Raw genomic sequence first — 23,279 nt, 5'->3', positions numbered from 1 at the left:
CGAAGGTCGAATCCATGAGCCTTGACCAGCTGTACCAGCAGATCATTCTTGACCACTCCAAAGCCCGCCACGGCAGCGGCCTGGCGGAGACCGAGGCGCCCTCGGGCGCCTCCACGGGCCAGTCGCACCAGCTCAATCCGGTGTGCGGGGATGAAGTCACGCTCCGGCTCGCTGTCGAGGACGGCAAGGTGGCGCAGGTCGCCTGGGACGGGGCCGGTTGTTCCATCTCCATGGCGTCGGCCTCGGTCCTCACCGACCTCGCCGAGGGCCTCACCGTGGCAGAGCTGCACGATGTGATCGACAGCTTCCGCGACGTCCTCCGCTCACGGGGAAAGGTGCACGCTGACCCGGAGCTCCTGGGCGACGCCGCCGCCTTCGAGGGGGTGGCCCGCTATGCCGCGCGGGTCAAGTGCGCCATGATCTCCTGGGTTGCCGCGGAGGATGCGCTCAACCAGGCCGCCTGAACCTGACATCCTGCAGACGACAGAAGGCTCTCCTCCCGGCGGGAGGAGAGCCTTCTGACGTGCGGAGCTACCCCAGCAGCCCGAGGACACCGATCACTGCCGTGGCGAGTCCAAGCACCATGGAGATGCTCACCAGCACCACATGCACGGTCAGGAACCTCGTCGCCTTGCCGGCGGCGTCACGGGCACGCGGGTCCTTCATCACCCGGCGCAGGAACTGCGGCCAGACCACCAGCGACCAAACGCCGGCGACAATCAGGACCAGCGCAGGGAAAACGGGAAGCGTCACGGAACTAGTGGCTTTCCAGCCAGGCCTGGGCCTGCTGTGCCTGCAGGTTCAGCGCCTTGGCCACCATCGGCTCGGCGGCGTCGGCGATCTTGCCGCCCAGGAACGGCACGGAGGACTTGACTGCGCCTTCGAGCTCCACGCGCGTGCCGCCGTCCTCGGCCACCAGCCGCTGCACGGCAGTGACGTCCACCGGGGCGCCGGCGATCTTGAGCGAGATGTTGCTCTGGCGGGAACCGTCGGCGGCAGGAGCGTCCCAGCTTTCCACCTGGGTCACCTTGAGGTGCTCGCCAACGACCTTCCGCGCGATGTCGGGCAGGCGGGTGGTGGGGAGGGTGCGCACGGAGGTGGTGCTGAACGCTCCGGCAACGTCGCCGTCAACGGTGAAGGATTCCAGGTCGCCGCCCACCAGCTGGCTGACGTGGCGCTGGAAGTCCTCGTTGACCAGGACAGCGGCAACGCTGTCGACGGAGTGGGGAAGGGTTGTGGTTGCGCTCAGCGCCATGGGTCCTCCTGGGACGTGGGGAACGGATTAAGCCTCCAACATCCTACGGTGTCATCGGTGCCTGGTCCGCATCGGCCAGCTTCTGCGCCGCCGCCGTGATGTTCCGGGCCATGGCCGGGAAGATCAGGCTGTGGAAGGGCAGCACGGCGAGCCAGTAGAGCCGCCCACTCAGTCCCTTCGGGAAGAAGATGGCCCGCTGCCGGTAGCGGCTGCCAGCGCCGTCGGGCTCCACGGAGAGTTCCAGCCAGGCACGCCCGGGGGCGCGCATTTCGGCGCGCAGCCGCAGCAGCCGCCCGTGCTCGATCCGTTCCACGCGCCACCAGTCCACCACCTCGCCCTGGGCGAGGGTGTGCGGGTGGCGGCGGCCGCGCAGCAGGCCCGCCCCGCCGGTGAGCTTGTCCAGCCAGCCGCGCACCTGCCAGGCCAGGGGCAGCGAGTACCAGCCGTTCCTGCCGCCGATGCCCTCGATCACGGTCCAGACGTGGGCAGGATCCACGTTCCCGTGGAAGGTGCGTTCGTCGATGTAAACCTTGTGTCCGGCCCAATCCGGGTCGCTGGGCAGCGGATCGGAGGCCACCCCCGCATTGGCCCAGGTCGTCTCCACCTGGCCGTCGCGTTCCTTGCCCAGCGCCAGGGCGACGGCCGCGCGGTAGGGGGTCAGGCCGCCGTCGGGCTGCGGAATGTAGCGGTCAATGTCATGTTCGTTGGACACCGCATCATGCTGCAGCGACTGGACCAGGGGCACGGCCATGGACAGCGGGATGGGCGTGGTCAGCGCCACCCACAGACCCGCCAGCTTGGGCGCGGGCACGGGCAGCGCCAGCACCACACGGTACGGCAGGCCCGCTTCCGCCGCGTATTCCTTCATCATCCCGGCGTAGGTGAGCACCTGCCTGCAGCCGATGTCGAAGGTCCGGTTGATGCTGCCTTCCAGCGACGCAGCCTCGACCAGGTAGTAGAGGACATCACGCACGGCGATGGCCTCGATCCGGTTCCGCACCCAGCTTGGCGCCGGCATCAGCGGCAGTGTCTCGGACAGGTGGCGGATCATCTCGAAGGAAGCGGAGCCGGACCCGATCACCACCCCGGCCTGGAACACGATGGCGTTGACGGGGCTGTCCAGGAAGACCTTGCCCACGGCTTCGCGTGAACGCATGTGGGTGGAGAGCTGCACGCCCTGGGGGTGCAGGCCGCCCAGGTAGACGATCCGGTCCACACCGGCCGTCGCGGCAGCGTCCGCCGCCGTCCCGGCCATCGCCTTTTCCTTCGCCTCGAAGCCGGCGCCGGCAGCCATCGAGTGCACCAGGTAGTAGAAAACGTCGACGCCGGCCAGCGCTTTGCGGAGGGCGTCGCCGTCGTCGAGGCTGCTTTGCACCACCTCCACCTTCTCCCGCCATGGCACCCCGGCGATCTTGTCGGGCGAGCGCACCAGCACCTTGACGGTGTGCCCCGCCTCGAGCAGCTTGGGCACCAGGCGGCCGCCGATATACCCGGTGGCCCCGGTGACGAGGACGGTCTTCGGCGAAGGCTGGGCATTGCTTCCGGTCATGCTGGCTCCTGTTCGTCGCAATTCCTGGCCATCCGGCCCCACGTCGTCCTTTGGGGTTCGGAGCGGCAGCCCGTCCGGACGGCCGCGCCGCCCGAATAGTGCCCGGTCCTGCCAGCCTACTGACCGGGCGCACCTCGCGCTGAATACACATGGCGCCGCTGCCGGCCGCGACGGGATGTCACTGCTGCGCGGTAGGCTGGGTGTACCCGGGATTCGCAGCGAATTTCGGGTTTTCGCGTTGCCTGCTCTTCTTCGATGAACACCACAGGAGCTTCTGCCATGAGTCTTCCAGGCCAGCCCGCCGCCACTCCATCGCTGGACGGACTGCGCCGCGCGCTGGCGCAGGACCAGACCTTCGCCCGCGTCCGCGCCGAGTCAGCCCGTGGCTTCGCCGTCCGCGGCCAGGACTACCAGATCAGCGCGCCCGCAGGGCTGCGTCCGGTGCTGCTGGCGGAGATGGCTGACGGGCTCGCGTCCGTTGCCGAGGGCAGGGACCCGGGCGTGGTACTGGCCGTGACCGCCACGGGACGGGAAGCCGAAGACCTGTCAGCCGCCCTTCGCGCCTACCTGCCGGCTGACTCGGTGGCAGAGTTCCCCAGCTGGGAAACCCTGCCGCACGAGCGGCTCTCACCGCGCTCGGACACCGTCGGCCGGCGGTTGTCCGTCCTGCGCCGTTTGGCACACCCGGAAAGCTCGACGGCGGCCCGGCTGCGCGTCGTCGTCGCGCCCGTCCGCGCCGTGGTCCAGCCGGTGGTGGCGGGCCTGGGCGATTTGGTTCCTGTCACGTTGAAGGTGGGCCAGGACGTCCCCTTCACCGAGGTGGTGAAAAGCCTTGCCGACGCCGCCTACGCCCGCGTGGACATGGTGACGCACCGCGGCGAGTTCGCCGTCCGCGGCGGCATCATCGACGTCTTCCCGCCCACCGAGGACCATCCCATCCGCGTCGAGTTCTTCGGGGACGAGGTGGACCAGATGCGCTGGTTCGCCGTCGCGGACCAGCGTTCGCTGTCCGCGCCCGGCATCCACCACCCCACGGAACTGCATGCCCCGCCCTGCCGGGAAATCCTCATCACCCCGTCCGTGATGTCCCGCGCCGCGAAACTGAAGGCCCAGCTCCCGGCCGCGGCGGACATGCTTGAAAAAATCGCCGGCGGCATCACCGTGGAGGGCATGGAATCGCTGGCGCCGGTGCTGGTGGATGCCATGGTTCCGTTCGTGGACCAGTTGCCCGCCGACTCCATCGCCGTCGTGATCGAACCCGAAAAAGTCCGCACCCGCGCCCATGACCTCGCCGCCACCAACGAGGAATTCCTCGAGGCCGCCTGGTCCACCGCGTCCGATGGCGGAGCGGCACCTTTGGACCTGAGTGCGCAGGCCACGGAGGCGCTGCATTCCGCCAGCTTCCGTTCACTGGCTGAAACCCGCAGTTCGTCCCTGGCGCACGGTGTGTCCTGGTGGTCCATCACCTCGCTGGCCCAGGACGCGGAACTGCTCCCCGAGATTGACGTCCTGAACCTGCATTCCCGCGAACCGCGCGGCTACCAGGGCGATGTCGCCGAAATGATGGACTTCATCGGCTCGCACGTGCGTGACCAGTGGCGGATTGTGGTGGCCACCGAAGGTCCCGGCCCAGCCCAGCGCCTGGCGGAGCTGTTCCATGAAAACGACATCCCGTGCGCCCGCGTGGACAGCCTGGACCACGAGCCGCAGGCGGGCATCATCGAGGTGACCACTGCCGCCGTCGGACGCGGTTTTGTCCTGGACGGGCTGAAACTGGGCCTCCTCACCGAGGCAGACCTGCTGGGCCGGACCTCTGCCGGGTCCACGAAGGACATGCGGAAGATGCCGTCCAAGCGGCGCAACGCCGTGGACCCGCTGCAGCTGGTGGCGGGCGACCACGTGGTCCACGAACAGCACGGCATCGGCCGGTTCGTGGAACTGATCCAGCGCAAGGTGGCAGGCGGCGGGGACGGCGTCCGCGAATACCTGGTCCTTGAGTACGCCCCGGCCAAGCGGGGCGCCCCGGGCGACAGGCTGTTCGTCCCCACGGACCAGCTGGACCAGGTGACCCGCTACGTGGGCGGCGACACCCCCGTCCTGAGCAAGATGGGCGGCGCGGACTGGGCCAGCACCAAGTCCAAGGCGCGCAAGGCCGTCAAGGAGATCGCCGGTGAGCTGATCCGGCTGTACTCGGCCCGGATGGCCTCCCGCGGGCACGCGTTCGGCCCTGACACCCCGTGGCAGCGCGAACTCGAGGAAGCCTTCCCGTACGTGGAAACCCCGGACCAGCTGACCACCATCAACGAGGTCAAGGCGGACATGGAGCGGGAGATCCCCATGGACCGCCTGGTGTCCGGCGACGTTGGCTACGGCAAGACCGAAATCGCGGTGCGTGCCGCGTTCAAGGCCGTCCAGGACGGCAAGCAGGTGGCGGTGCTGGTGCCCACCACGCTGCTGGCCCAGCAGCACTACGAAACCTTCACCGAGCGGTTCTCCGGCTTCCCCCTGCGCGTCAAACCGCTGTCCCGCTTCCAGTCGGCCAAGGAGGCCAAGGAGACGGCGGAGGGCGTCAAGTCCGGCGCCGTGGACGTGGTGATCGGCACGCACCGGCTGTTGTCCAAGGACTTCGAGTTCAAGGACCTGGGCCTGGTGATCGTGGACGAGGAACAGCGGTTTGGCGTGGAGCACAAGGAAGCGCTGAAGAAGATGCGCACCAACGTGGACGTGCTGGCCATGAGCGCCACCCCGATTCCTCGAACACTGGAAATGTCCCTGACGGGGATCCGGGAAACTTCCACCCTGGCCACCCCGCCGGAGGAACGCCACCCGGTCCTGACCTACGTGGGCCCGTACACGGACAAGCAGACCACCGCGGCCATCCGCCGTGAGCTGATGCGCGAGGGCCAGGTGTTCCTGGTGCACAACCGGGTGTCCACCATCGAGCGGACCGCGGCGAAGATCCGGGAGCTAGTGCCCGAGGCCCGGGTTGAAGTGGCCCACGGCAAGATGTCCGAAAGCCGCCTGGAGCAGATCATCGTGGACTTCTGGGAGCGGCGCTTCGACGTCCTGGTGTGCACCACCATCATCGAGACCGGCCTGGACATTTCCAATGCCAACACGCTGATCGTGGACGGGGCGGACAAATACGGCCTGTCCCAGCTGCACCAGCTCCGGGGCCGCGTGGGCCGTGGACGCGAACGTGCCTATGCGTACTTCCTCTACCCGTCGGAGAAGCCGCTGGGCGAGGTGGCCCTGGAGCGGCTGAAGGCCGTCGCCGCGCACAACGAACTGGGTGCCGGCATGCAGCTGGCCATGAAGGACCTGGAGATCCGCGGCGCCGGCAACCTGCTGGGCGGTGAACAGTCAGGCCACATCCAGGGGGTGGGCTTCGACCTGTACATCCGGCTGGTTGGCGAGGCGGTGGCGGACTTCCGCGGCGAAGCCGAGGAAAAGGCGGCCGAGATGAAGATCGAGCTGCCGGTCAACGCGCACCTGCCGCACGACTACGTTCCCGGCGAGCGGCTGCGCCTGGAGGCCTACCGGAAACTCGCTGCCGCCCTCACCAACGAGGCCATCGATGAGGTGCAGGCAGAACTCGTGGACCGCTACGGTGAACTTCCGCTGCCGGCCCAGAACCTGGTGGCCGTGGCGCGGTTCCGGGTCGGTGCCCGTGAAGCAGGCCTGTCCGACGTTGCGCTCCAGGGGAACTTCATCAAGTTCTCCCCGGCCACGTTGCCGGAGTCCAAGACCATGCGCCTGAACCGGATGTACCCGGGCTCGCAAGCCAAGCCTGCCTTGGACGCAGTGCTCATTCCCAAGCCCAAGACAGCGCGGATCGGCGGCCGGGACCTGCAGGACGCCGAGATCCTGGAGTGGGCCAACGGCGTGATCCGGAACATCTTCTCCGATGCCCCATTGGCGGTGAGCTAGCACGTGATGGGAGGACACCACGCCGCGTCGGGAGCCGCGGCGTGGGTAGCTGTTGCGTCCACCGGCCCCTACACCCTGGGCTGGTACCCGCTGGACCCCACCGGGATCCTGATCGGCGGCATGGCCACCGCCGGCACCGCCCTGGTCTGCGACTGGGACCACCGCTCCAGCACCGTGGCCCATGCGCTGCCGCCGCTGTCCAACGCGATTGCGCGGGGCATTGAAAACGCCAGCGGCGGCCACCGGCAGGGCACGCACTCGATCCTGGGTGCGGCAGTCTTCGTGTTCATGGCCGGCCTGGCATCCCAGGTCCACATGGACACCGGCTGGGGCCGGCTCTCAGTCGGCGCCGGCCTGTTGTGCATGTTCCTGATCAACATTGCCGCGAAGGCGCTGAAGCTCTTCCCCAAAAGCGGCTTCATCTCGAACTGGATCTTCGCGCTGATCATGGCGGGCCTGGTGACGGTGTACGCGCCGGAGCAGTGGACATGGCTGCCCATGTCGATGCTGATCGGCGTGGTGGTGCACATCGTCGGGGACCTCATCACCACCGGGGGAGTGCCGCTGCTCTGGCCGCTGGTGGTCAAACCGCCCAGGCTGCTGCGCCGGCTGCCGCTGCTGCGGAACGTGTGGCGGGCCAACGGTGCGCTGTCCGTGCCCCTCCTGGGCCGGGCCGGGTCCAAGCGGGAGTGGCTGGTGCTGATTCCGGTCAGCGCGTACGCAATGGTGGGCCTGTGCATGGCCGGGTGGTCCATGGCGCAGAACCACTGGCCGCGGCTGGCGGCTGCCGCCGGCGCCTGGCTGCGGCTGTGGTTCTAGCGGCAGGCATTCACGGCAGACAGCAAAAGACCCGGACACTGCGAAGTGTCCGGGTCTTTCAGTCTGTTACTGCGGGCTTAGTGCTCGCCTGCGGAGTCCGAGCGGCCCAGGAGGGTCTGCGGGATCCAGAAAGCCAGGGCAAACAGTCCGAGGCACACAGCCATCGGCCAGGGGTTGCCCAGAGAGAGGAAGGACAGCGAGTAGATGGAACCCAGGAAGATGGCCATGTGGATGACGAAGAGGACAATGCTGCCGGAGAGCTTGTTCTCGTTCTGCGGGGTCCGGACGTAGCCCTGGTTCGACGTAGTGTCCTGGCTGGACGCATTAACCTGGCTGGACATGTGTTCCTCCTCGGCCCCGCGGGGCTCAATCTGTGGCGGCTTCCCGTTCCGGTCAGTACGCGGCTGAACCCTGTTCACCCTTGACGATGGCAATTCCGGAACTCGCGCCAATTCGTGTTGCACCTGCAGCAATCATAGCCTGAGCGTCAGCCAGGGAACGCACCCCGCCGGACGCCTTGACGCCCACCTCCGGGCCGACCGTCCTGCGCATCAGGGCCACATCCTCCACGGTGGCGCCACCGCCGTTGAACCCGGTGGACGTCTTCACGAAGTCAGCGCCCGCCTCCACGGCAGCCTGGCAGGCCAGCACCTTTTGTGCGTCCGTCAGCAGTGCTGTTTCGATAATCACCTTCAGGATCGCGCCGCCGCCATGGACGGCCTCAGCGACGGCGGCGATGTCCTCCACCAGGGCGCCCTTGTCATCGGCCCTGGCCGCGGCGATATTGATGACCATGTCCACTTCCTCGGCGCCGTCCAGCACGGCACCGCGGGCCTCGAAGGCCTTGACGTCGGTGGGGGTGGCACCCAGCGGGAAGCCCACCACTGAGCAGGTGAGGACCCCCGAGCCCTTGAGCGCGGTGGTGACGGTCTTAACCCAGATGGGATTGACGCAGACGGATTTGAAACCGTACTCCGCCGCCTCGGCGCAGACCTTCAGCACATCGGCTTCGGATGCCTCCGGCTTGAGCAGGGTGTGGTCGATGTAACCGGCGATGTTTCCCGGGCCGGCGGCGCCGGTCCCCGCAGTGGCGGAAGGGGTGGCTTCGTTGCTCATGATGGTCCTCTCGAAGGGCCTCGTGGGCCCGGCGGGTGTCCTTGACTCGTTTCGGGAACCATCTTGTCACAGCAGGCCCGCCCCCCAGCGGTGCACGGCTCAGGCTTCCTACGGGTCAGGCGGCCGCCTGCAGGGGCCGTGCGCCGGAGGGCGCAGCGGCGGGCGACGCCGAAGCAGCGGTCAACAACTCCGTTGCGCAGGCTCCCGCCGCGGACGCTGCCGCCACGAGCAGGCCCAGGCGGACGCCGTCGAACGCTGCGGCGTCCCCTATCGCCCAGATGCCGGCCACGGACGTGCGGAAGTCCTTGCTGATGACGATGCCGCCGCTGCAGGCAGTCGCGAGGCCGGCTGTGGCCGCCAGGCTGTCCAGGGCCACCCGTTCCTCGGCCAGGACCACCAGGTCCCCGCTCATGCTGCTTCCGTCCTCGAAGACCACCGCGGACGCCGCCAGCCCCGGGACCGATTTTCCGGGGACGACGGCGGCGGGCCGGGCGGTGGTGCGGATGGGCCGGACACCCTTGGCGCGGAGCACCGCTTCGGCCTGCCCGGCTGCTGCCCCGTTGCCCACCAGGATGCCCAGCGGGCGGCGGCCGAGTTCCCTTGCGACTTCCTGGACGGCCTCCGCGATGCGGGGTGCGTCGTCGATCGTGGAGTAGTTCAGGCACTGCGAGGCGCCCTCGACGGGGCTGGCTACCGGGACGGATCCGGTAGCGATGACCAGCTGGTCATAGGCGAACTCCATGCCGTCCGCGGTGGCTACGGTACGCCCCACGGAGTCGATGTGGCTGGCAGGCTGGCCGAAGCGAACGGACACCCGGGGCAGCATGGCCAGCTCCAGCAGCTCCTCCGGCGCGTCGTCGCGGTTGCTCAGGACCGTGATGGTCCCGGCAAACCGTGCCCGGGACAGTTGCGCCACCAGCGCCTGCGCGGCGGGGCCGGCCCCGGCGATAACGATGCGGGTGGCGGCGGAGGTGGAGGAGGGTGCCGGAGCGGACATGTGCTGGCCCTTTCGCTGGCGGCCGGAGGACCGGCCGGAACTTCGTGATGGAACCCAGCGTAGGTGCCTGCTTTTTCAGTTGTGTTACCCCTCCATTGCCGTTTAGCACGGCCGTGTTCGCCACTATTTACCGGCCGGTAACAGAACCCGTGATCCATCTCTCATCCGGCCGGCGGCCGACACATTCGGGCCGCCGGACCAGTCTGGGGTGGTACAGCTAGACGCGGATCCGGTAACCGCGCTTGACCACGGTCTCCACCAGCCGCCCGTCCGGCAGCGAGGACCGGAGCCGGCTCACCGTCATGTCCAGGGCGTGGACGGAACCGCGCAGTTCCAGCAGGTCGGACAGGGATTCGCGGGACAGGACCGCCCCGCCGGCGCCGAGCAGGGCACGCAGGAGCAGCAGGGGAGCGGGCGCCAGTTCCACGGGTTGCCCGTCGATGCGGAGGCTGCGGCCGCGCAGTTCGATGTTGCCGGACCTGGTGTCCAGACGCCGGACGTGGTTCAGGGCCAGGTGCTCGCATACCAGCCTGATCAGTGCGCCCATCCGGAACCGTTCCGGAATCAGGGGCGTGACACCGGCGTCGAGCAGAGGCTGCGCGGTCACCGGTCCCACCACGGCGGTGGTGACATTGGTCTTCAGGCTGTCGATCAGCTGCTTGTACAGGCCCATCTCGTGCGCGGTGCTCCACAGGGCATCGACGGCGGGCGCGCTGGTAAAGGTGAGGACGTCCAGGTTTCCGCTGCACACTGCCTCGATGAGGCGGGGGAGCTTATCCTCGCCGTCGGGCTTCACCCAGCGGTAGGGCGTGACGGTCAGGACGGTGGCGCCGGACATGCGCAGGCGCTCCAGCTGCCGGACATCCGTATAGCCGTGCAGCTGCACGGCCACTGTCTTGCCCCGCACACCCTCGGCGAGCAGCATGTCCACCAGCGTTGCCGTGGTCTCGTCACTGCTGATTCCGACGTCGGCCAGGCCCGCCGCGCGCACGGCCCCCCGGGCTTTGGGGCCGCGGACAAACATCCGGCAGGCACCCAGCGTTTCGAGGAGTTCATCGCCGATGCCGAAGGAGTCTGCGGCCTCGCACCAGCGGCGCATGCCGTAGGCGGTGGTGGCGATGCAGAGGTCCGGCCTGGCAGCGATGATGGCCCGGGTGTCCTCGATGAGGCGCATGTCTTCCTGCACGGGGGCGATCTTCAGGGCAGGGGCGTGCAGCACCTCCGCGCCTCGGCGTTCAAGCGCATCAATCAGGTCCTGGGACCGCCGGTCTGAAGTGACGCCGATGCGGAATCCCTCCAGGGGCGCATCCGCTGCGTCTGGCGATTCTTCGACCTGGGCGGATTCGGCCGGTGCGAGTGCATTCATGGAGGTCAATCCTTTCACGAGCCCAGCAGCGAGGCCGCCAGCCTGTCCAGGTCGGCGGCCGCCTCAGCATGCCCGCGGCTGGCTTCAGCCACGCGAACCACCTCACCGATGACCAGCACGGCCGGGTTGCTGCAGCCGGCGGCCGCGGAGGTGATGGTGCCAAGGTCGGCGACGGTGGTGCGCTGCCCGGGCCGGTAGCCGCGTTCCACGACGGCCATGGGCATGTCCGCACGCATTCCAGCGCGGCGCAGGCCCGCAGCCAGCTGGTGCAGGGTGCCAATGCCCATCAGCACCACAATGGTTCCGCCCAGGCCTGCCAGGTGCTGGTGCTCCTTCTCGGTCAGCGGTGCGTGCCCCGAGACCACGGTGAACATATGGCTGACTTCACGGTGCGTGACCGGGATTCCGGCAGCTGCGGGAACGGAAATGGCGCTGGTGACGCCGGAGATCACGCGGACCGGAACACCGGCAGCGACGCAGGAGGCAACTTCCTCGCCGCCGCGGCCAAAGACGTACGGATCACCCCCTTTGAGCCTGACCACGTTGTTGCCGGCGAGGGCACTTTCCACCATCAGCTTTTCGATGTCGCCCTGGCTGACCTTGTGGTGCCCCGGCTTCTTGCCCACGTCCACCAGTTCGGCGGACGTCAGGGACGGCAGGTCCTGGCACGGTGCCAGCCGGTCATAGAAGACGACGTCGGCGTCGCGCAGCGCCTTGACTGCACCGACGGTGAGCAGCTCGGTGGTGCCGGGGCCCCCGCCTACCAGGGTGACGTGGCCTGCGGGACCGGCGGCCGGTTCGGCCGCCACGGGGATGCCCGCTGCGCGGCACCTGTCCAGCAGGGGCTCCCACCCCGGCTGGCCGTCGTCGACCGCTGCCACCAGGAAGGGCTTCTCGGGCAGGGGACCGTCGTGGCCCGCGCCATGGGGGGTGCTAAGGCGGTAGACGACGGCGCCCGCGGCTTCGTAGCGGCGCACGGCCTGCCGCGCGGCGAAGTCCGCGCCGGTGACCAGGACGTCCCGGCCGGTGAGATCGATACTGAGCTGCATGGCTATGCCTCGTTCCCGTTGGGTTCCTGCGAGCCGGAGCGGACCGGGATGGAGGCACCGATCAGCACTTTGCCCTTTTCCTCCGCGGTGGCAGGCCGCATCTGGCCGCGCTCGTCGGGGACGAAGGTGATGGAATCGTCCTTCTGGTCGGGTGCGTTGACGAAGGAACGGAACCGGCGGAGGCGCTCGGGGTCCTTCAGGGTGTCGGCCCATTCATCCACGTAGGTGTCCACGTGCTTGGCCATGGCGGCCTCAAGGTCCGCGGCGATGCCCAGGGTGTCCTTGACCACCACGTCCTCGACGTGCTTGATGCCGCCGTCGAGCTCTTCCTGCCACCGTGCCGTGCGCTGCAGCCGGTCAGCGGTGCGGATGTAGTACATGAAGTAGCGGTCGATGTACTTGATCAGGGTTTCGTCGTCGAGGTCCTTGGCCAGAAGCTGGGCGTGCGCCGGGGTGGCACCGCCGTTTCCGCCGACGTACAGGTTCCAGCCGTCCGCCGTCGCGATGACGCCCACGTCCTTGCCGCGGGCCTCGGCGCATTCGCGGGCGCAGCCGGAGACGCCCATCTTGAGCTTGTGCGGGCTTCGCAGGCCGCGGTAGCGCAGCTCCAGCTGGATGGCCATGGCCACCGAGTCCTGGACACCGAAGCGGCACCAGGTGGACCCGACGCAGGACTTCACGGTGCGCAGGCTCTTGCCGTAGGCCTGGCCGGACTCGAAGCCCGCGTCCACCAGCTCCTTCCAGATCTCAGGCAGCTGCTCCAGCCGGGCGCCGAACATGTCGATCCGCTGGCCGCCGGTGATCTTGGTGTACAGGCCGTACTTTTCGGCGACGGCGGCGATGACGCCGAGCTTCTTCGGCGTGATCTCACCACCGGCAATGCGGGGGACCACCGAGTAGGTGCCGTCCTTCTGCATGTTGGCCAGGGCGCGGTCGTTGGTGTCCTGCAGGGTGCCGCGGCCGGCGTCCAGGACGTAGGCGCTGTTCTGGCTGGCCAGGATGTTGGCAATGGTGGGTTTGCAGATGTCGCAGCCTGCGCCGGTGCCGTACTTGGCCATGATCTCCTCGAAGGAGGTCAGCTCCAGGACACGGATGGCGTCGAACAGCTCTTGGCGGGACAGCTCGATGTGCTCGCACAGGGCCTTGGAAACCTCGACGCCGGACTTGGTCAGCTCGGTTTCCAGCAGCTTCTTCAGCATGGGCACGCAGGAGCCGCACTGGGTGCCGGCGCGGGTGCAGCCCTTCAGTTCACCGAGTTCCTGGACGGGGGCGTTGCCCTCGCAGGCGCCGCAGCCGTTGATGGCGTCACGGATGCTGCCGGCGGTGACGTTGTTGCAGGAGCACAGGGTGGCATCGTCGGGGAGCTCGGTTTCGGGCGCTTCGCCGCCGCCTGCCGCGCTGAGGAACGCGCCGGGCTCGGCGGGAAGTTCGCGGCCCAGGAGCGGACGCAGGCTCATGTAAGGGGAAGCGTCGCCTACGAAGATGCCGCCCAGGAGGGTCTTGGCGTCGTCGGTGGTGACGATCTTCTGGTAGACGCCCCTGGCGGGGTCGGCGTAGACGATCTCCAGGGCGTGCTCGGTCCTGGCGAACGCGTCACCGAAGCTGGCCACGTCCACGCCGGAGAGCTTCAGCTTCGTGGCGGTGTCAAAGCCGGGGAACGTGGCGTCGCCGCCGTGCAGGCGGTCGGCAACAATTTCCGCCATGGTGTTGGCGGGGGCGACCAGGCCCAGGCACATGCCGCCGAAGTTGGCCACCTCGCCGATGGCCCAGATGCCCGGCACCTCGGTGGCGCAGTAGTCGTTGATGACCACGCCGCCGCGGGGGCCCAGGCTGAAAACCTGTTCTTCGCCCTCGGCGGCGCGGAAGAGTTCGTCGCGGGGCTTGACGCCGATGGCCACGATCACGATGTCGGCGGGGATGATGCGTTCGTCGGCCATCAGCACGCCGGTGACCTGGCCGTCGTCGTCCGTCAGGATCTCCGACGGGAAGACACCGCCGTGCACCTCGAAGCCCTTCGCTTCGATCAGGCGGCCCAGCGCCTGGCCGGCACCCTCATCCAGCTGGGTGTTCATGAGCCAGGGCGCGCCGTTGATGACCACGGGGGTGGCACCGAGCTGCTCGGTGCCCGCCGCCGACTCCAGGCCCAGGAGGCCGCCGCCGATGGTGACGGCGTTGATCTTGCGGCCAAGCTTTTCGGTGAGCCCGGCAATGGCCTTGTTGATGGCCCAGACGTCCTCAAGGGTCCGGTACACGTGGGCGTGCTCGGCGCCGGGGAGCGGCAGGCGCATGGCGTCCGAGCCGGTGGCGACCACCAGTTCGTCATACTCATAGGCGTTCCCGGCCGCGGTTTCCACCGTCTTTGCCTCTGCGTTGATCTTGACCACGCGTTCACCGGTCTTCAGTGCAAGTGAGCCGTGCTCCCACATGGAGGCCGTTCCCAGGGTGAGGTCCACGCCGGTGTCGGTCAGGGCTTTGGAGAGCGCCACGCGGTCATAGGGGAGGTGGGCTTCCTCGGTGAGGACCGTGACATGCCAGCCCTCGAGGCCGCGGGCATGCATGGCGTCCGCAAAACGGTGGGCCGCTGGGCCGCCGCCGGCGACGACGATGCGGCGCGGAGTCTCTGTGCTTGAAGTCTGTTCGGTCACTGTGGGCCTTTCGCAGGGCCGCAGACGGTGCTCTGCAGCTTGTGCATCCAGCCTAGGGAGGGGCAGTTTCGCCTCAGTTTCCCAATTGTTTCGCCAACTTAACTTCTGCATCACGAACGCATTTCCGGCCGGGTTAGGTCTCTTTTACCCGCCGGACACATTCACCGCACCCGGTTGAAACACCCGCGGCCTAGCGTGGGACACGGCCGCAAAGGCAGCCACTGCCGGGACAACAAGCGGCAACAAGCACAGGAAAACAGGCACAGGAAGGAGCCGGATATGACGGCAACACTGGAACTTGGGGCGCTCGCCGCCGAATCAGACCTCGCCGGACTCGAAACCGGCTGGCACCGTGTTTGCGCCGTGGAGGACCTCGAACCCGCGTGGGGTGAAGCCGCCCTGGTGGACGGGCGCCAGGTTGCCCTCTTCCGTACAGGTCCGGGCGAGGTTTTCGCCGTCGCACACCGGGACCCCGCCACCGGAGCGCACGTGATGGCCCGCGGAATCCTGGGTTCGAAGGGTACCCGTCCCACCATCGCCTCACCCCTGCATAAAGAGGTCTACGACCTTGAGACCGGCGAATGCTTCACCACCCCCGGCCTTCGCCTTGAGGCATTCCGCACCCGCATCGCCGACGGTTTCGTCGAGGTGGAGCTGTAGCTTTTCCCGGACATCAAAAAGGGGCGCCAGGGGCGCCCCTTTTTCTGGTTTAAGGCCGGGTCAGAGCCCCAGCGCTTCGCTGACATCGCGCAGGACCTGGTCCAGCGCAGCACGTGCTGCTTGGCGTGCGGCGGGCAGCTCCGCGGCTGACGCGGCGTGCTCAATGACCTCCAGGTAGCACTTGAGTTTGGGCTCCGTGCCGCTGGGCCGGATGATGACCCGGGTCAGGTTGCGGGTGATGTAGAGGAGCCCGTCGGTGGGCGGCAGCTGGTCGCTGCCTTGGGCGAGGTCGGTGAAGACCTCCACTGCGGAGGAGCCGAACGATTCCGGCGGGGAGACCCGCAGGCGGTTCATCATGGCGTCCAGAAGCCCCAGGTCCGCCACCCTGATGCTCAGCTGGTCGCTGGCGTGCACGCCGTGCTGCAGGTACAGCTCATCCAGGGTGTCGAAGACCGTCCTGCCTTCCGCCTTCGCCGCAGCGGCGAGTTCGGCGATCAGCACGGCTGCCGAGATGCCGTCCTTGTCCTTTACCAGGTCCGGGGCGACGCAGTACCCGAGTGCTTCTTCGTAGCCGTAGACCAGTCCCGGCACCCGGGAGATCCACTTGAAACCGGTCAGCGTTTCCGCGTGCGCGAAGCCGGAAGCGGCGGCAATCCGCGCCAGCAGCCGGGAGGACACGATCGAATTGGCGAACACCCCCTTGCTGTCCGCGTCGGGGCCGGCGCTCCCGGCGCCCCCGCCGGCGGCAAGCCTGGCGGCGATATGCGCGCCCAGCAGTGAGCCCACTTCATCGCCGCGGAGCATGCGCCAGGCACCGGTGTCCGGGTCCTTCGCGGCGACGGCAGCCCTGTCCGCGTCGGGGTCGTTGGCGATAACGATGTCGGCGTCCAGCCGCGCGGCAGTCTCCAGGGCAAGGTCCAGAGCGCCGGGTTCCTCCGGGTTCGGGAAGCTCACGGTGGGGAAGTCGGGGTCCGGTTCGGCCTGGTCGGCCACGACGGTGACATCCGCGAAACCTGCCGCCTGCAAGACCTCAAGCGCTGTTCCGCCGCCCACACCGTGGAGCGGGGTGAGGACGATGCGCAGGTCGCGTGCCGGGAAGAGGTCCGCCCTGGCCAGTGCCGCCGTCGCCTGCCGGTAGCCGGCTGCCAGCGAGCTGTCCAGGACCGTCCATCCCTCCGTTGCCAGCGGGATGGATTCCACTGGACCCACCGCGCTGATCCGCGCGGCGATCTGCGCGTCGTAGGGCGCCACGATCTGCGCCCCGTCCCCATCGGAGCCCACGGCGTGCCGGCCCAGGTAGACCTTGTATCCGTTGTCCTGCGGGGGGTTGTGGCTGGCGGTGACCATCACGCCGCCGTCGCACTTCAGGGCGCGGACGGCGTAGGCCAAAACGGGGGTGGGGAGTGCTTCCGGAAGCAGGAACGCCTCGATCCCCGCCGCGGTGAAGATGGCGGCGGTCTCGGCGGCGAAGATGTCCGAATTATGCCGGGCGTCATAGCCGACGACGGCTCGCGGCCGGGTGCCGGGAGCGGCAGTGGCGACGGCGTCGAGCAGGAATGCGGCGAGGCCCGCCGCGGCGCGGCGCACCACCATCCGGTTCATCCGGTTCGGCCCGGGGCCCAGCGCTGCGCGGAGCCCGGCGGTACCGAACTGCAAGGTGCCGCGGAAGCTGTCTTCCAGTTCCTGCCGGGCAGCGAGGTCACCGTCACCGGCGAGCCGGACGAGCTCCAGCAGTGCAGCTGCCGTTGCGGGATCCGGGTCCTGGGCAGCCCATTCGCGGGCTTCATCGAGCAGGCGAACATCGGCTTCGGAAGACGTCATGGGCATAACGCTATCGTCATTACCCGTCCCGCACCCGCAACCCCGGGTCCGGCCGGGGCCTAGAGCTTGGCGATGATGTCCGCCAGCAGCCGGGAAATCCGGGGGCCCGCGGCCTGGCCCGACTCGAGGACTTCCTGGTGGCTGAGCGGCTGGGGGCTGATGCCGGCCGCGAGATTGGTAACCAACGACATTCCGAAGACTTCCATCCCCGCATGCCGCCCGGCGATGGCCTCAAGGGCAGTGGACATGCCGATCAGGTCCGCACCGATCCGTTTGGCGTACTGCACCTCCGCCGGCGTTTCGTAGTGGGGGCCGGGGAACTGTGCGTACACGCCTTCATCCAGCGTGGGATCCACTTCGCGGGCCAGGCCGCGGATCCGAGGGGAGTAAAGGTCTGTCAGGTCAACGAAGGTGGCACCCTCCAGCGGAGAGGCCGCGGTGAGGTTGATGTGGTCCCGGATCAGCACCGGGGTGCCAGGTGTCCACGCCTCGTTGAGTCCGCCGCAGCCATTGGTGAGGACCAGCGTGCCGCACCCGGCGGCCGCCGCGGCACGGATGCCGTGGACCACTGCGCGAACGCCCTTGCCCTCGTAGTAGTGCGTCCGGGCACCCAGGACCAGGGCCCGCTTTCCTGCGGTGGTCAGGACGGAGCGGATGGTGCCGACGTGGCCCTCCACGGCAGGCGCGTGGAAGCCGGGGACTTCCTCGGCGGACAGGGTCGCGGTGGTATCGCCAATGAGGTCGGCGGCCTCGCCCCAGCCGGAGCCGAGCACCAGTGCGACATCGTGGCGGTCCACCCCGGTTTCCTCGGCGATGTAGTCGGCGGCGGCGCGGGCGGCCGCGAACGGGTCCGTGTTCAGGAAGTCAGTTGTACTCACCAGTAAAAGGTATCCTGCCCGCCCGTGTTGCCCCCGTCACGGCGGGCTCCCGGGCCGCCCGGTTTTCTTGGTGGTCCGGCCGCGGATGGACCAGAATGGGTGATTGTGACTACGCATCCAGATTTCAGCTCACCCCGGATCGCAATCCTTGGAGGTGGTCCGGGCGGATACGAAGCCGCCATGGTGGCCGCCTCGCTCGGGGCGACGGTCACCATCATCGAACGCGCCGGCCTGGGCGGATCCGCAGTGCTGACCGACGTTGTGCCGTCCAAGACGCTCATTGCCACGGCGGACCTGATGACCCGCGTTGCCGAGGCCGGGGAACTGGGAGTGAAGTTCGACGTCGACGATGGCGACTTTGTGCCGGTGATGCGCGCCGACCTCAAACACATCAACGACCGCCTGCTCAACCTGGCCCGCAGCCAGTCCCAGGACATCCGCGATGCCCTGGACAAACAGGGCGTGCGGATCATTGCCGGATCCGGCCGGCTGCTGGACAACCACACCATCGAAGTGATCACCGTGGACGGCACCGAGACGGTCGAAGCGGACACGATCCTGCTGGCCGTTGGCGCGCACCCCCGGGAGCTGGAAACGGCCCGGCCGGACGGTGAACGCATCCTGAACTGGACGCAGATCTACAACCTGGACGAGCTCCCCGAGGACCTCATCGTGGTGGGGTCCGGCGTGACCGGCGCCGAATTCGCCTCCGCCTACAACGGCCTCGGTTCCAAGGTCACCCTGATTTCCAGCCGCGACCGGGTCCTGCCGGGCTCGGACGTGGATGCCGCCGTCGTCCTTGAAGAAGTCTTCGAACGCCGCGGCGTCCGTGTCCTGTCCCGTTCCCGAGCCCAGACAGTGGAGCGCACGGACAACGGCGTGCTGGTGACCCTGGGCGACGGCACCACGGTGACCGGCAGCCACTGCCTGCTCTGCCTCGGTTCCATCCCCAACACCGCTGGCATCGGCCTGGAAGAGGCCGGCGTTGCGGTCAGCGAAAGCGGCCATATCAAGGTCGACGGCGTCTCCCGCACCACCGCGCCGAACATCTACGCCGCCGGCGACTGCACCGGTGTCCTGCCGCTGGCGTCGGTGGCCGCCATGCAGGGCCGCATCGCCGTGGCGCACTTCATGGGCGACGTCGTGACGCCGCTCAAGCTCCACCAGGTGGCATCGAACATCTTCACCTCGCCCGAGATCGCGAACGTGGGCGTGTCGGAAGCCGAGATCGATGCCGGCAAGTACCAGGGCGACGTCATCAAGCTGTCGCTGCGCAGCAACGCCCGTGCCAAGATGCGCAATGCCAAGGACGGGTTCGTGAAGATCTTTGCGCGGAAGGGCTCCGGTACGGTGATCGGCGGTGTGGTGGTGGGCCCCAACGCCTCCGAACTGATCTTCCCGATCGCCATCGCGGTGAAACAGAAGCTGCACGTGGACGACGTCGCCAGCACCTTCACCGTCTACCCGTCGCTGACCGGGTCGATCTCCGAGGCCGCGCGCCGGCTGCACGTGCACATGTAGCGGTTCCCTGCAATCGAAGGGTTGGTTCCGAAGCCGGGACCAACCCTTCGGCCTTAACCAGCCGTTGGGATTGACGGGGCCATGCCTGCACCTGCCTGTGGAAACCCGCAGGGGTCGTCGAGGTGCAGCCAGGCGGTACGGCGGCCGCTGCTACACTCTGCCCATGATCGGGCTTCCCTTTGCGGGAAACGCGCTGGTGCACGCCGGCATGGTAGGGCTGGGGATCGGAGCAGCCCTCCTGTTCTACGCCTACGAGAAGCGCCGCCGCGCCCTCACAGACCCTCGATTGTGGCCGATTGCCGGTTTCGCAGTGGCTTTCGGCGCCATCGGTTCCAGGGTGCTCACCTGGGACATCTCGCGCCAGGTTTCCCTGGCCGACTGGTGGGGCAATGGCGACCGCAGCATCCTCGCGGGCCTGGTGGGAGCCTGGTTTGGCGTCCATCTGGGCAAGCGCCTGACGGGCTACAAGGAGTCCACAGGGGACTTGCTTTCGCCGGCGGTCGCACTGGCCATGGTGATCGGACGGGTTGGCTGCCTCCTCACTGAACTTCCCGGCACTCCGACCGGAATGGCTTGGGGAATTGTCCTCACCCCCGCGCAGGCTGCGCTCACCGGCGCCCCGGCGGGGGTCCCGCTTCATCCGTCCTTTGCCTACGAGATTGTCTTCCATCTGGCCGCTTTCGCCCTGATGTGGCGTTTCCGCGACAGGCTGCCGCATTCAGGGGACCTTTTCATCTGCTTCGTCGGCGCGTACGCCGTTTTCAGGTTCTTCGTGGAGTTTGTCCGGGGGAACGAGGTGCTTTGGCTGGGGATGAGCCGTCCCCAATTGTTCCTCCTGGCAGTCCTGCCCCTGCTGGCCTGGCGGGTACGGCGTGTGTTCAGCTCACCGCTCCGCCGTGAGATGGAAGGAACCGCAGCATGAGTGGAGACACGCCCGGCGTTCCGAATATCCCGCCGCCGCCGTGGGGGAACGAACAGGACAACGAACCACGGGGCGGGTCGCTGGGGATAGGGGCCGTGGTTGGCGCTGTGGTGCTGTACGCGGTCTACGTGCTGGGAACGATGGCCCAGGGGCCCTACGCCTGGTCCGTCAGCTTTCTCGCCGTGCCGGCCCCCTTCATCCCCATCATCCTTTACCTGGCCGTGGCGATCGCGTTCGCAGTAAGGCGCCGGACGTCGCTGTGGGGGGCAGGGCTGCTGATCGGCCTTGGCGCTTTTATCTTGCTCGGCGGGGGCCTCTGCATCAGCTTCCTTGTCCAGGTCCGGGCCTGACATGAACGACGTCCCGGAAGTTCCACCGGCAGGGGAACCGCAGCCCGGCGAACCGAAGATCGGCTCCGTGGGAGCGGGAGTCCTGGTCGGTGGATTTGCCCTCTATGCGCTCTACATCAGCGCAACGCTTCCCCTCGGCGGGCCGACTATGTGGTCCTCCAGCTACCTCCGCGGCGCGCTTGCGTTTGTACCCCTTGCCTACTATCTGCTGATGGCCATTCTGCTGGCGGTCCGGCGGCGGACCTCGGGCCTGGGGGCGGGGCTGTTGATTGGGTTCGGCATTTTCATCTTGCTCGGTGGGGGACTTTGCGTGGGTGCCCTCGTGCAGGCCGGAATTTGAGAAAGGGTGCTGATCAATGGGAATTCGGGAGCTGCCAGGTCCGGGCCAGCCGCTGCGCGGCGACAGGATTCACCGCTACGTCACCGCGTTCTGCCCGCAGTGCCACGAGACGAACCCTCCGCTGGCACAGGTGCGCCGGTTGTCGGGAGCACTGCTGGTCCGGGACGGTCGCGTTTGGCTTGAACGCGGCTGCCCGGACCATGGCCTGGTGCGGACGCTGTACGACGAGTCACCGGAGATCCTTCGCTACCTGGAGAAGTGGCAGGCGCCCACCAAGCAGCACGTACCCGACCAGCCAGATAATTTCCGCCCGGTGCCCGAGGCATATGCGTATGGGCTCCCCGTCCTGCAGACCCAGCACACGTGCATCCTGCTCCAGGACGTCATCGAGCACTGCAACCTGCGCTGCCCCACCTGCTTCACCGCCTCCGGCCCCCAGCTGCAGGGTGTGGCGCCGCTCGCCGAGGTGCTTGAGAACGTTGATACCCGCCTGGGCCGTGAGAACAACCGCCTCGATGTGCTGATGCTGTCCGGTGGCGAGCCTACGCTCTACCCGTACCTGGAAGAGCTGCTGGACGAGCTCGTTGCCCGGCCGATCGTGCGCATCATGGTGAACAGCAACGGCATGCTGATCGCCACGGACGATGAACTGCTTGCCCTGCTGGCGCGGCACCGGGACCGGGTGGAGGTGTACCTGCAATACGACGGGCCTTCCCGGGAAGCCTCCATATACCACCGTGGTGGCGACTTGACCCGCTACAAGGACGCGGCGATCTCCCGCCTCTCCGAGGCTGGCATCTTCACCACCCTGACCATGACCGCTTCCCTGGGCGTCAACGACGGCGGGATCGGTGACGTGGTGATGCGCGCACTGGAGACTCCGTTCGTGGGCGGTGTGGCGTTGCAGCCGGTCTTCGGTTCCGGCCGTGGGCACGGCATAGATCCCATGGAACGGCTCACCCACACAGGCGTCCTGGACAGGCTGGCCGGGCAAACCGGAGGTGTGGTCTCCTGGCACGACCTCACCGCACTGCCGTGCTCGCATCCGCACTGTGCGTCTGTGGGCTACATGCTGAAGGACGATGCCGGGGTCTGGCGGTCCCTGGCAGCATTGATCGGTCACGACCGGTTGCTCGCCTGGCTGGAGCTCAATCCGGACAGCATCGCGAACAGGATCGCCGACAGCGCCATCCCGCTGGAGCTGCGGAACCTCATGAAGACTTCTTTGCTGGACTTGCTGAGCGAACAGTCATCCCTGTCCCATCCGCGGACAACGGAACTCTGGAAGAACATTTGCACGCAGTGTGACCTGGGCATCGGAACGCTCACCACTTTGGCTTCGGGCAAGCTGCCTGGGCAGCGGCAGCGCCTGCGCCGGCTCCTCGCCGAGCGGGTCACCCGCATCATGGTCAAGCCCTTCATGGATATCTCCACCATGATCGAGGAACGGCTCACCCAATGCTGCGTCCATGTGGGCACCAAGAGCGACGCCGGCGATCACCAGTGCGCGCCGTTCTGCGCCGTCCAGGCATGGCCTACGCTTGCCAGGCAACGGATGAGCACGGCAACGGGCGCGCGGTTGCTCCCGGTGCGCCGGATTTAGGAGGATCCGTGGACCCTGATTCAGACGCCCGCCGCATTGCTGCCGGGCCCCCGCCGTCGCAATTGATCGGTGGCGGACACACACGCTCCTCCGCAACACCCGCCGGCCACAAGGATGCGGCCGGGGCCGGCCCGAACGAGCCACCGTTTGATCCGCTCCGGCTCTGCATCTTCGCCACGGTCGCACTGCTCGGGTGGCTGGCCGGCCCCATTGCGCTGGCCGTCTTTGCCGGCATCGGATTTCTGGGGTACTGGAAGGCGCGCCGGCGTGGCCTGGAAAGATCGAAGTGCTTCCTGCGCGACACACGGCTGGTGCTGGCTTACCTGGGAGTCCTCCTGGCCGCCGGCGTTTGGGGCTCATACCTGCTGGCAGGCCGAATCCTGGGCACGTGAGCCCCGGCCATCGGGTTGTGACCAGCACCGGGTTGCAGGCAGCCCAGGCCATGGGCGGCATGCCAC

General features: G+C 67.8%; 21 protein-coding genes. 10 read left to right on the top strand and 11 right to left on the bottom strand.

The window, feature by feature from the left end; genetic code table 11:
- The first annotated feature begins 14 nt into the window (after positions 1 to 14).
- On the top strand, positions 15 to 464 hold the full coding sequence (sufU, locus tag K4G53_RS02645; protein WP_221383941.1) for a Fe-S cluster assembly sulfur transfer protein SufU: 450 nt from the start codon (positions 15 to 17) through the stop codon (positions 462 to 464).
- Positions 465 to 531: 67 nt separating this feature from the next.
- Here sufU and K4G53_RS02640 read toward each other — a convergent pair whose 3' ends face one another.
- Genes K4G53_RS02640 through K4G53_RS02630 form a run of 3 tightly spaced genes read right to left on the bottom strand, consistent with a single transcriptional unit; the run spans position 532 to position 2,804 of the window.
- Positions 532 to 753 (bottom strand): SCO4848 family membrane protein, encoded by a 222-nt coding sequence (locus K4G53_RS02640; RefSeq protein ID WP_221383940.1) that lies wholly within the window; start codon positions 751 to 753, stop codon positions 532 to 534.
- A 4-nt stretch (positions 754 to 757) separates the two neighbouring features.
- The gene (locus tag K4G53_RS02635) at positions 758 to 1,255 is read right to left on the bottom strand and encodes a DUF2505 domain-containing protein (protein WP_221383939.1); all 498 of its coding nucleotides are present in this window, start codon (positions 1,253 to 1,255) and stop codon (positions 758 to 760) included.
- A gap of 43 nt (positions 1,256 to 1,298) precedes the next feature.
- Positions 1,299 to 2,804 (bottom strand): SDR family oxidoreductase, encoded by a 1,506-nt coding sequence (locus K4G53_RS02630; RefSeq protein WP_221383938.1) that lies wholly within the window; start codon positions 2,802 to 2,804, stop codon positions 1,299 to 1,301.
- 279 nt (positions 2,805 to 3,083) lie between these two features.
- On the opposite strand from K4G53_RS02630, the gene mfd reads away from it, so the two are divergent.
- Complete coding sequence (gene mfd, locus K4G53_RS02625; RefSeq protein WP_221383937.1) at positions 3,084 to 6,734, top strand: transcription-repair coupling factor; 3,651 nt, start codon at positions 3,084 to 3,086, stop codon at positions 6,732 to 6,734.
- 6 nt (positions 6,735 to 6,740) lie between these two features.
- Positions 6,741 to 7,553 (top strand): metal-dependent hydrolase, encoded by an 813-nt coding sequence (locus tag K4G53_RS02620; RefSeq protein ID WP_221383936.1) that lies wholly within the window; start codon positions 6,741 to 6,743, stop codon positions 7,551 to 7,553.
- Positions 7,554 to 7,630: 77 nt separating this feature from the next.
- Here K4G53_RS02620 and K4G53_RS02615 read toward each other — a convergent pair whose 3' ends face one another.
- The 6 genes from K4G53_RS02615 to nirB all read right to left on the bottom strand — a co-directional run bounded on the left by K4G53_RS02615 (position 7,631) and on the right by nirB (position 14,726).
- A complete protein-coding gene (locus K4G53_RS02615) occupies positions 7,631 to 7,894 on the bottom strand; it encodes a hypothetical protein (protein ID WP_221383935.1) in 264 nt (87 codons plus the stop codon).
- Positions 7,895 to 7,946: 52 nt separating this feature from the next.
- Positions 7,947 to 8,669 carry a deoxyribose-phosphate aldolase gene (deoC, locus tag K4G53_RS02610; RefSeq protein WP_221383934.1) on the bottom strand — a complete coding sequence of 241 codons (723 nt, stop codon included), beginning with the start codon at positions 8,667 to 8,669 and terminating at the stop codon, positions 7,947 to 7,949.
- A gap of 115 nt (positions 8,670 to 8,784) precedes the next feature.
- On the bottom strand, positions 8,785 to 9,666 hold the full coding sequence (locus tag K4G53_RS02605; RefSeq protein WP_221383933.1) for an FAD-dependent oxidoreductase: 882 nt from the start codon (positions 9,664 to 9,666) through the stop codon (positions 8,785 to 8,787).
- Between the two features lie 217 nt (positions 9,667 to 9,883).
- Positions 9,884 to 11,032, bottom strand: a complete 1,149-nt coding sequence (locus K4G53_RS02600; RefSeq protein ID WP_221383932.1) for a uroporphyrinogen-III synthase — start codon at positions 11,030 to 11,032, stop codon at positions 9,884 to 9,886.
- Between the two features lie 14 nt (positions 11,033 to 11,046).
- Positions 11,047 to 12,081, bottom strand: a complete 1,035-nt coding sequence (gene cobA / locus K4G53_RS02595; protein WP_221383931.1) for a uroporphyrinogen-III C-methyltransferase — start codon at positions 12,079 to 12,081, stop codon at positions 11,047 to 11,049.
- A gap of 2 nt (positions 12,082 to 12,083) precedes the next feature.
- Positions 12,084 to 14,726, bottom strand: coding sequence for a nitrite reductase large subunit NirB (gene nirB / locus K4G53_RS02590; RefSeq protein ID WP_221383930.1), 2,643 nt, complete (start codon positions 14,724 to 14,726; stop codon positions 12,084 to 12,086).
- A gap of 279 nt (positions 14,727 to 15,005) precedes the next feature.
- On the opposite strand from nirB, the gene nirD reads away from it, so the two are divergent.
- The gene (gene nirD, locus K4G53_RS02585) at positions 15,006 to 15,386 is read left to right on the top strand and encodes a nitrite reductase small subunit NirD (protein WP_221383929.1); all 381 of its coding nucleotides are present in this window, start codon (positions 15,006 to 15,008) and stop codon (positions 15,384 to 15,386) included.
- Between the two features lie 60 nt (positions 15,387 to 15,446).
- On the opposite strand, the gene K4G53_RS02580 is transcribed toward nirD, so the two are convergent.
- Both K4G53_RS02580 and K4G53_RS02575 read right to left on the bottom strand, forming a co-directional pair.
- Positions 15,447 to 17,207, bottom strand: coding sequence for a phospho-sugar mutase (locus tag K4G53_RS02580; RefSeq protein WP_221383928.1), 1,761 nt, complete (start codon positions 17,205 to 17,207; stop codon positions 15,447 to 15,449).
- Between the two features lie 59 nt (positions 17,208 to 17,266).
- Positions 17,267 to 18,085 carry a purine-nucleoside phosphorylase gene (locus K4G53_RS02575; RefSeq protein ID WP_221383927.1) on the bottom strand — a complete coding sequence of 273 codons (819 nt, stop codon included), beginning with the start codon at positions 18,083 to 18,085 and terminating at the stop codon, positions 17,267 to 17,269.
- A gap of 105 nt (positions 18,086 to 18,190) precedes the next feature.
- On the opposite strand from K4G53_RS02575, the gene K4G53_RS02570 reads away from it, so the two are divergent.
- The 6 genes from K4G53_RS02570 (at position 18,191) to K4G53_RS02545 (ending at position 23,213) form a co-directional block, all read left to right on the top strand.
- Positions 18,191 to 19,606 carry an NAD(P)H-quinone dehydrogenase gene (locus K4G53_RS02570; protein WP_221383926.1) on the top strand — a complete coding sequence of 472 codons (1,416 nt, stop codon included), beginning with the start codon at positions 18,191 to 18,193 and terminating at the stop codon, positions 19,604 to 19,606.
- 163 nt (positions 19,607 to 19,769) lie between these two features.
- On the top strand, positions 19,770 to 20,528 hold the full coding sequence (locus tag K4G53_RS02565) for a prolipoprotein diacylglyceryl transferase (protein ID WP_221383925.1): 759 nt from the start codon (positions 19,770 to 19,772) through the stop codon (positions 20,526 to 20,528).
- Complete coding sequence (locus K4G53_RS02560) at positions 20,525 to 20,878, top strand: hypothetical protein (RefSeq protein WP_221383924.1); 354 nt, start codon at positions 20,525 to 20,527, stop codon at positions 20,876 to 20,878. Before K4G53_RS02565 ends, K4G53_RS02560 begins: the two co-directional genes overlap by 4 nt.
- A gap of 1 nt (position 20,879) precedes the next feature.
- Positions 20,880 to 21,218: a hypothetical protein gene (locus K4G53_RS02555; protein ID WP_221383923.1), complete on the top strand. Its 339-nt coding sequence runs from the start codon at positions 20,880 to 20,882 to the stop codon at positions 21,216 to 21,218.
- A gap of 16 nt (positions 21,219 to 21,234) precedes the next feature.
- Entirely contained in the window at positions 21,235 to 22,821 is a 1,587-nt protein-coding gene (locus tag K4G53_RS02550) for a radical SAM protein (protein WP_221383922.1), read from the top strand.
- Positions 22,822 to 22,829: 8 nt separating this feature from the next.
- A complete protein-coding gene (locus K4G53_RS02545; protein WP_221383921.1) occupies positions 22,830 to 23,213 on the top strand; it encodes a hypothetical protein in 384 nt (127 codons plus the stop codon).
- Positions 23,214 to 23,279 lie beyond the last annotated feature (66 nt).

Origin of the sequence: Arthrobacter sp. MAHUQ-56, from assembly GCF_019710585.1 — a bacterium.
Classification (GTDB): Bacteria; Actinomycetota; Actinomycetes; order Actinomycetales; family Micrococcaceae; genus Arthrobacter.
Note: the sequence above shows the minus strand (reverse complement) of the source record. Positions and strands in the feature narration are given on the sequence as shown.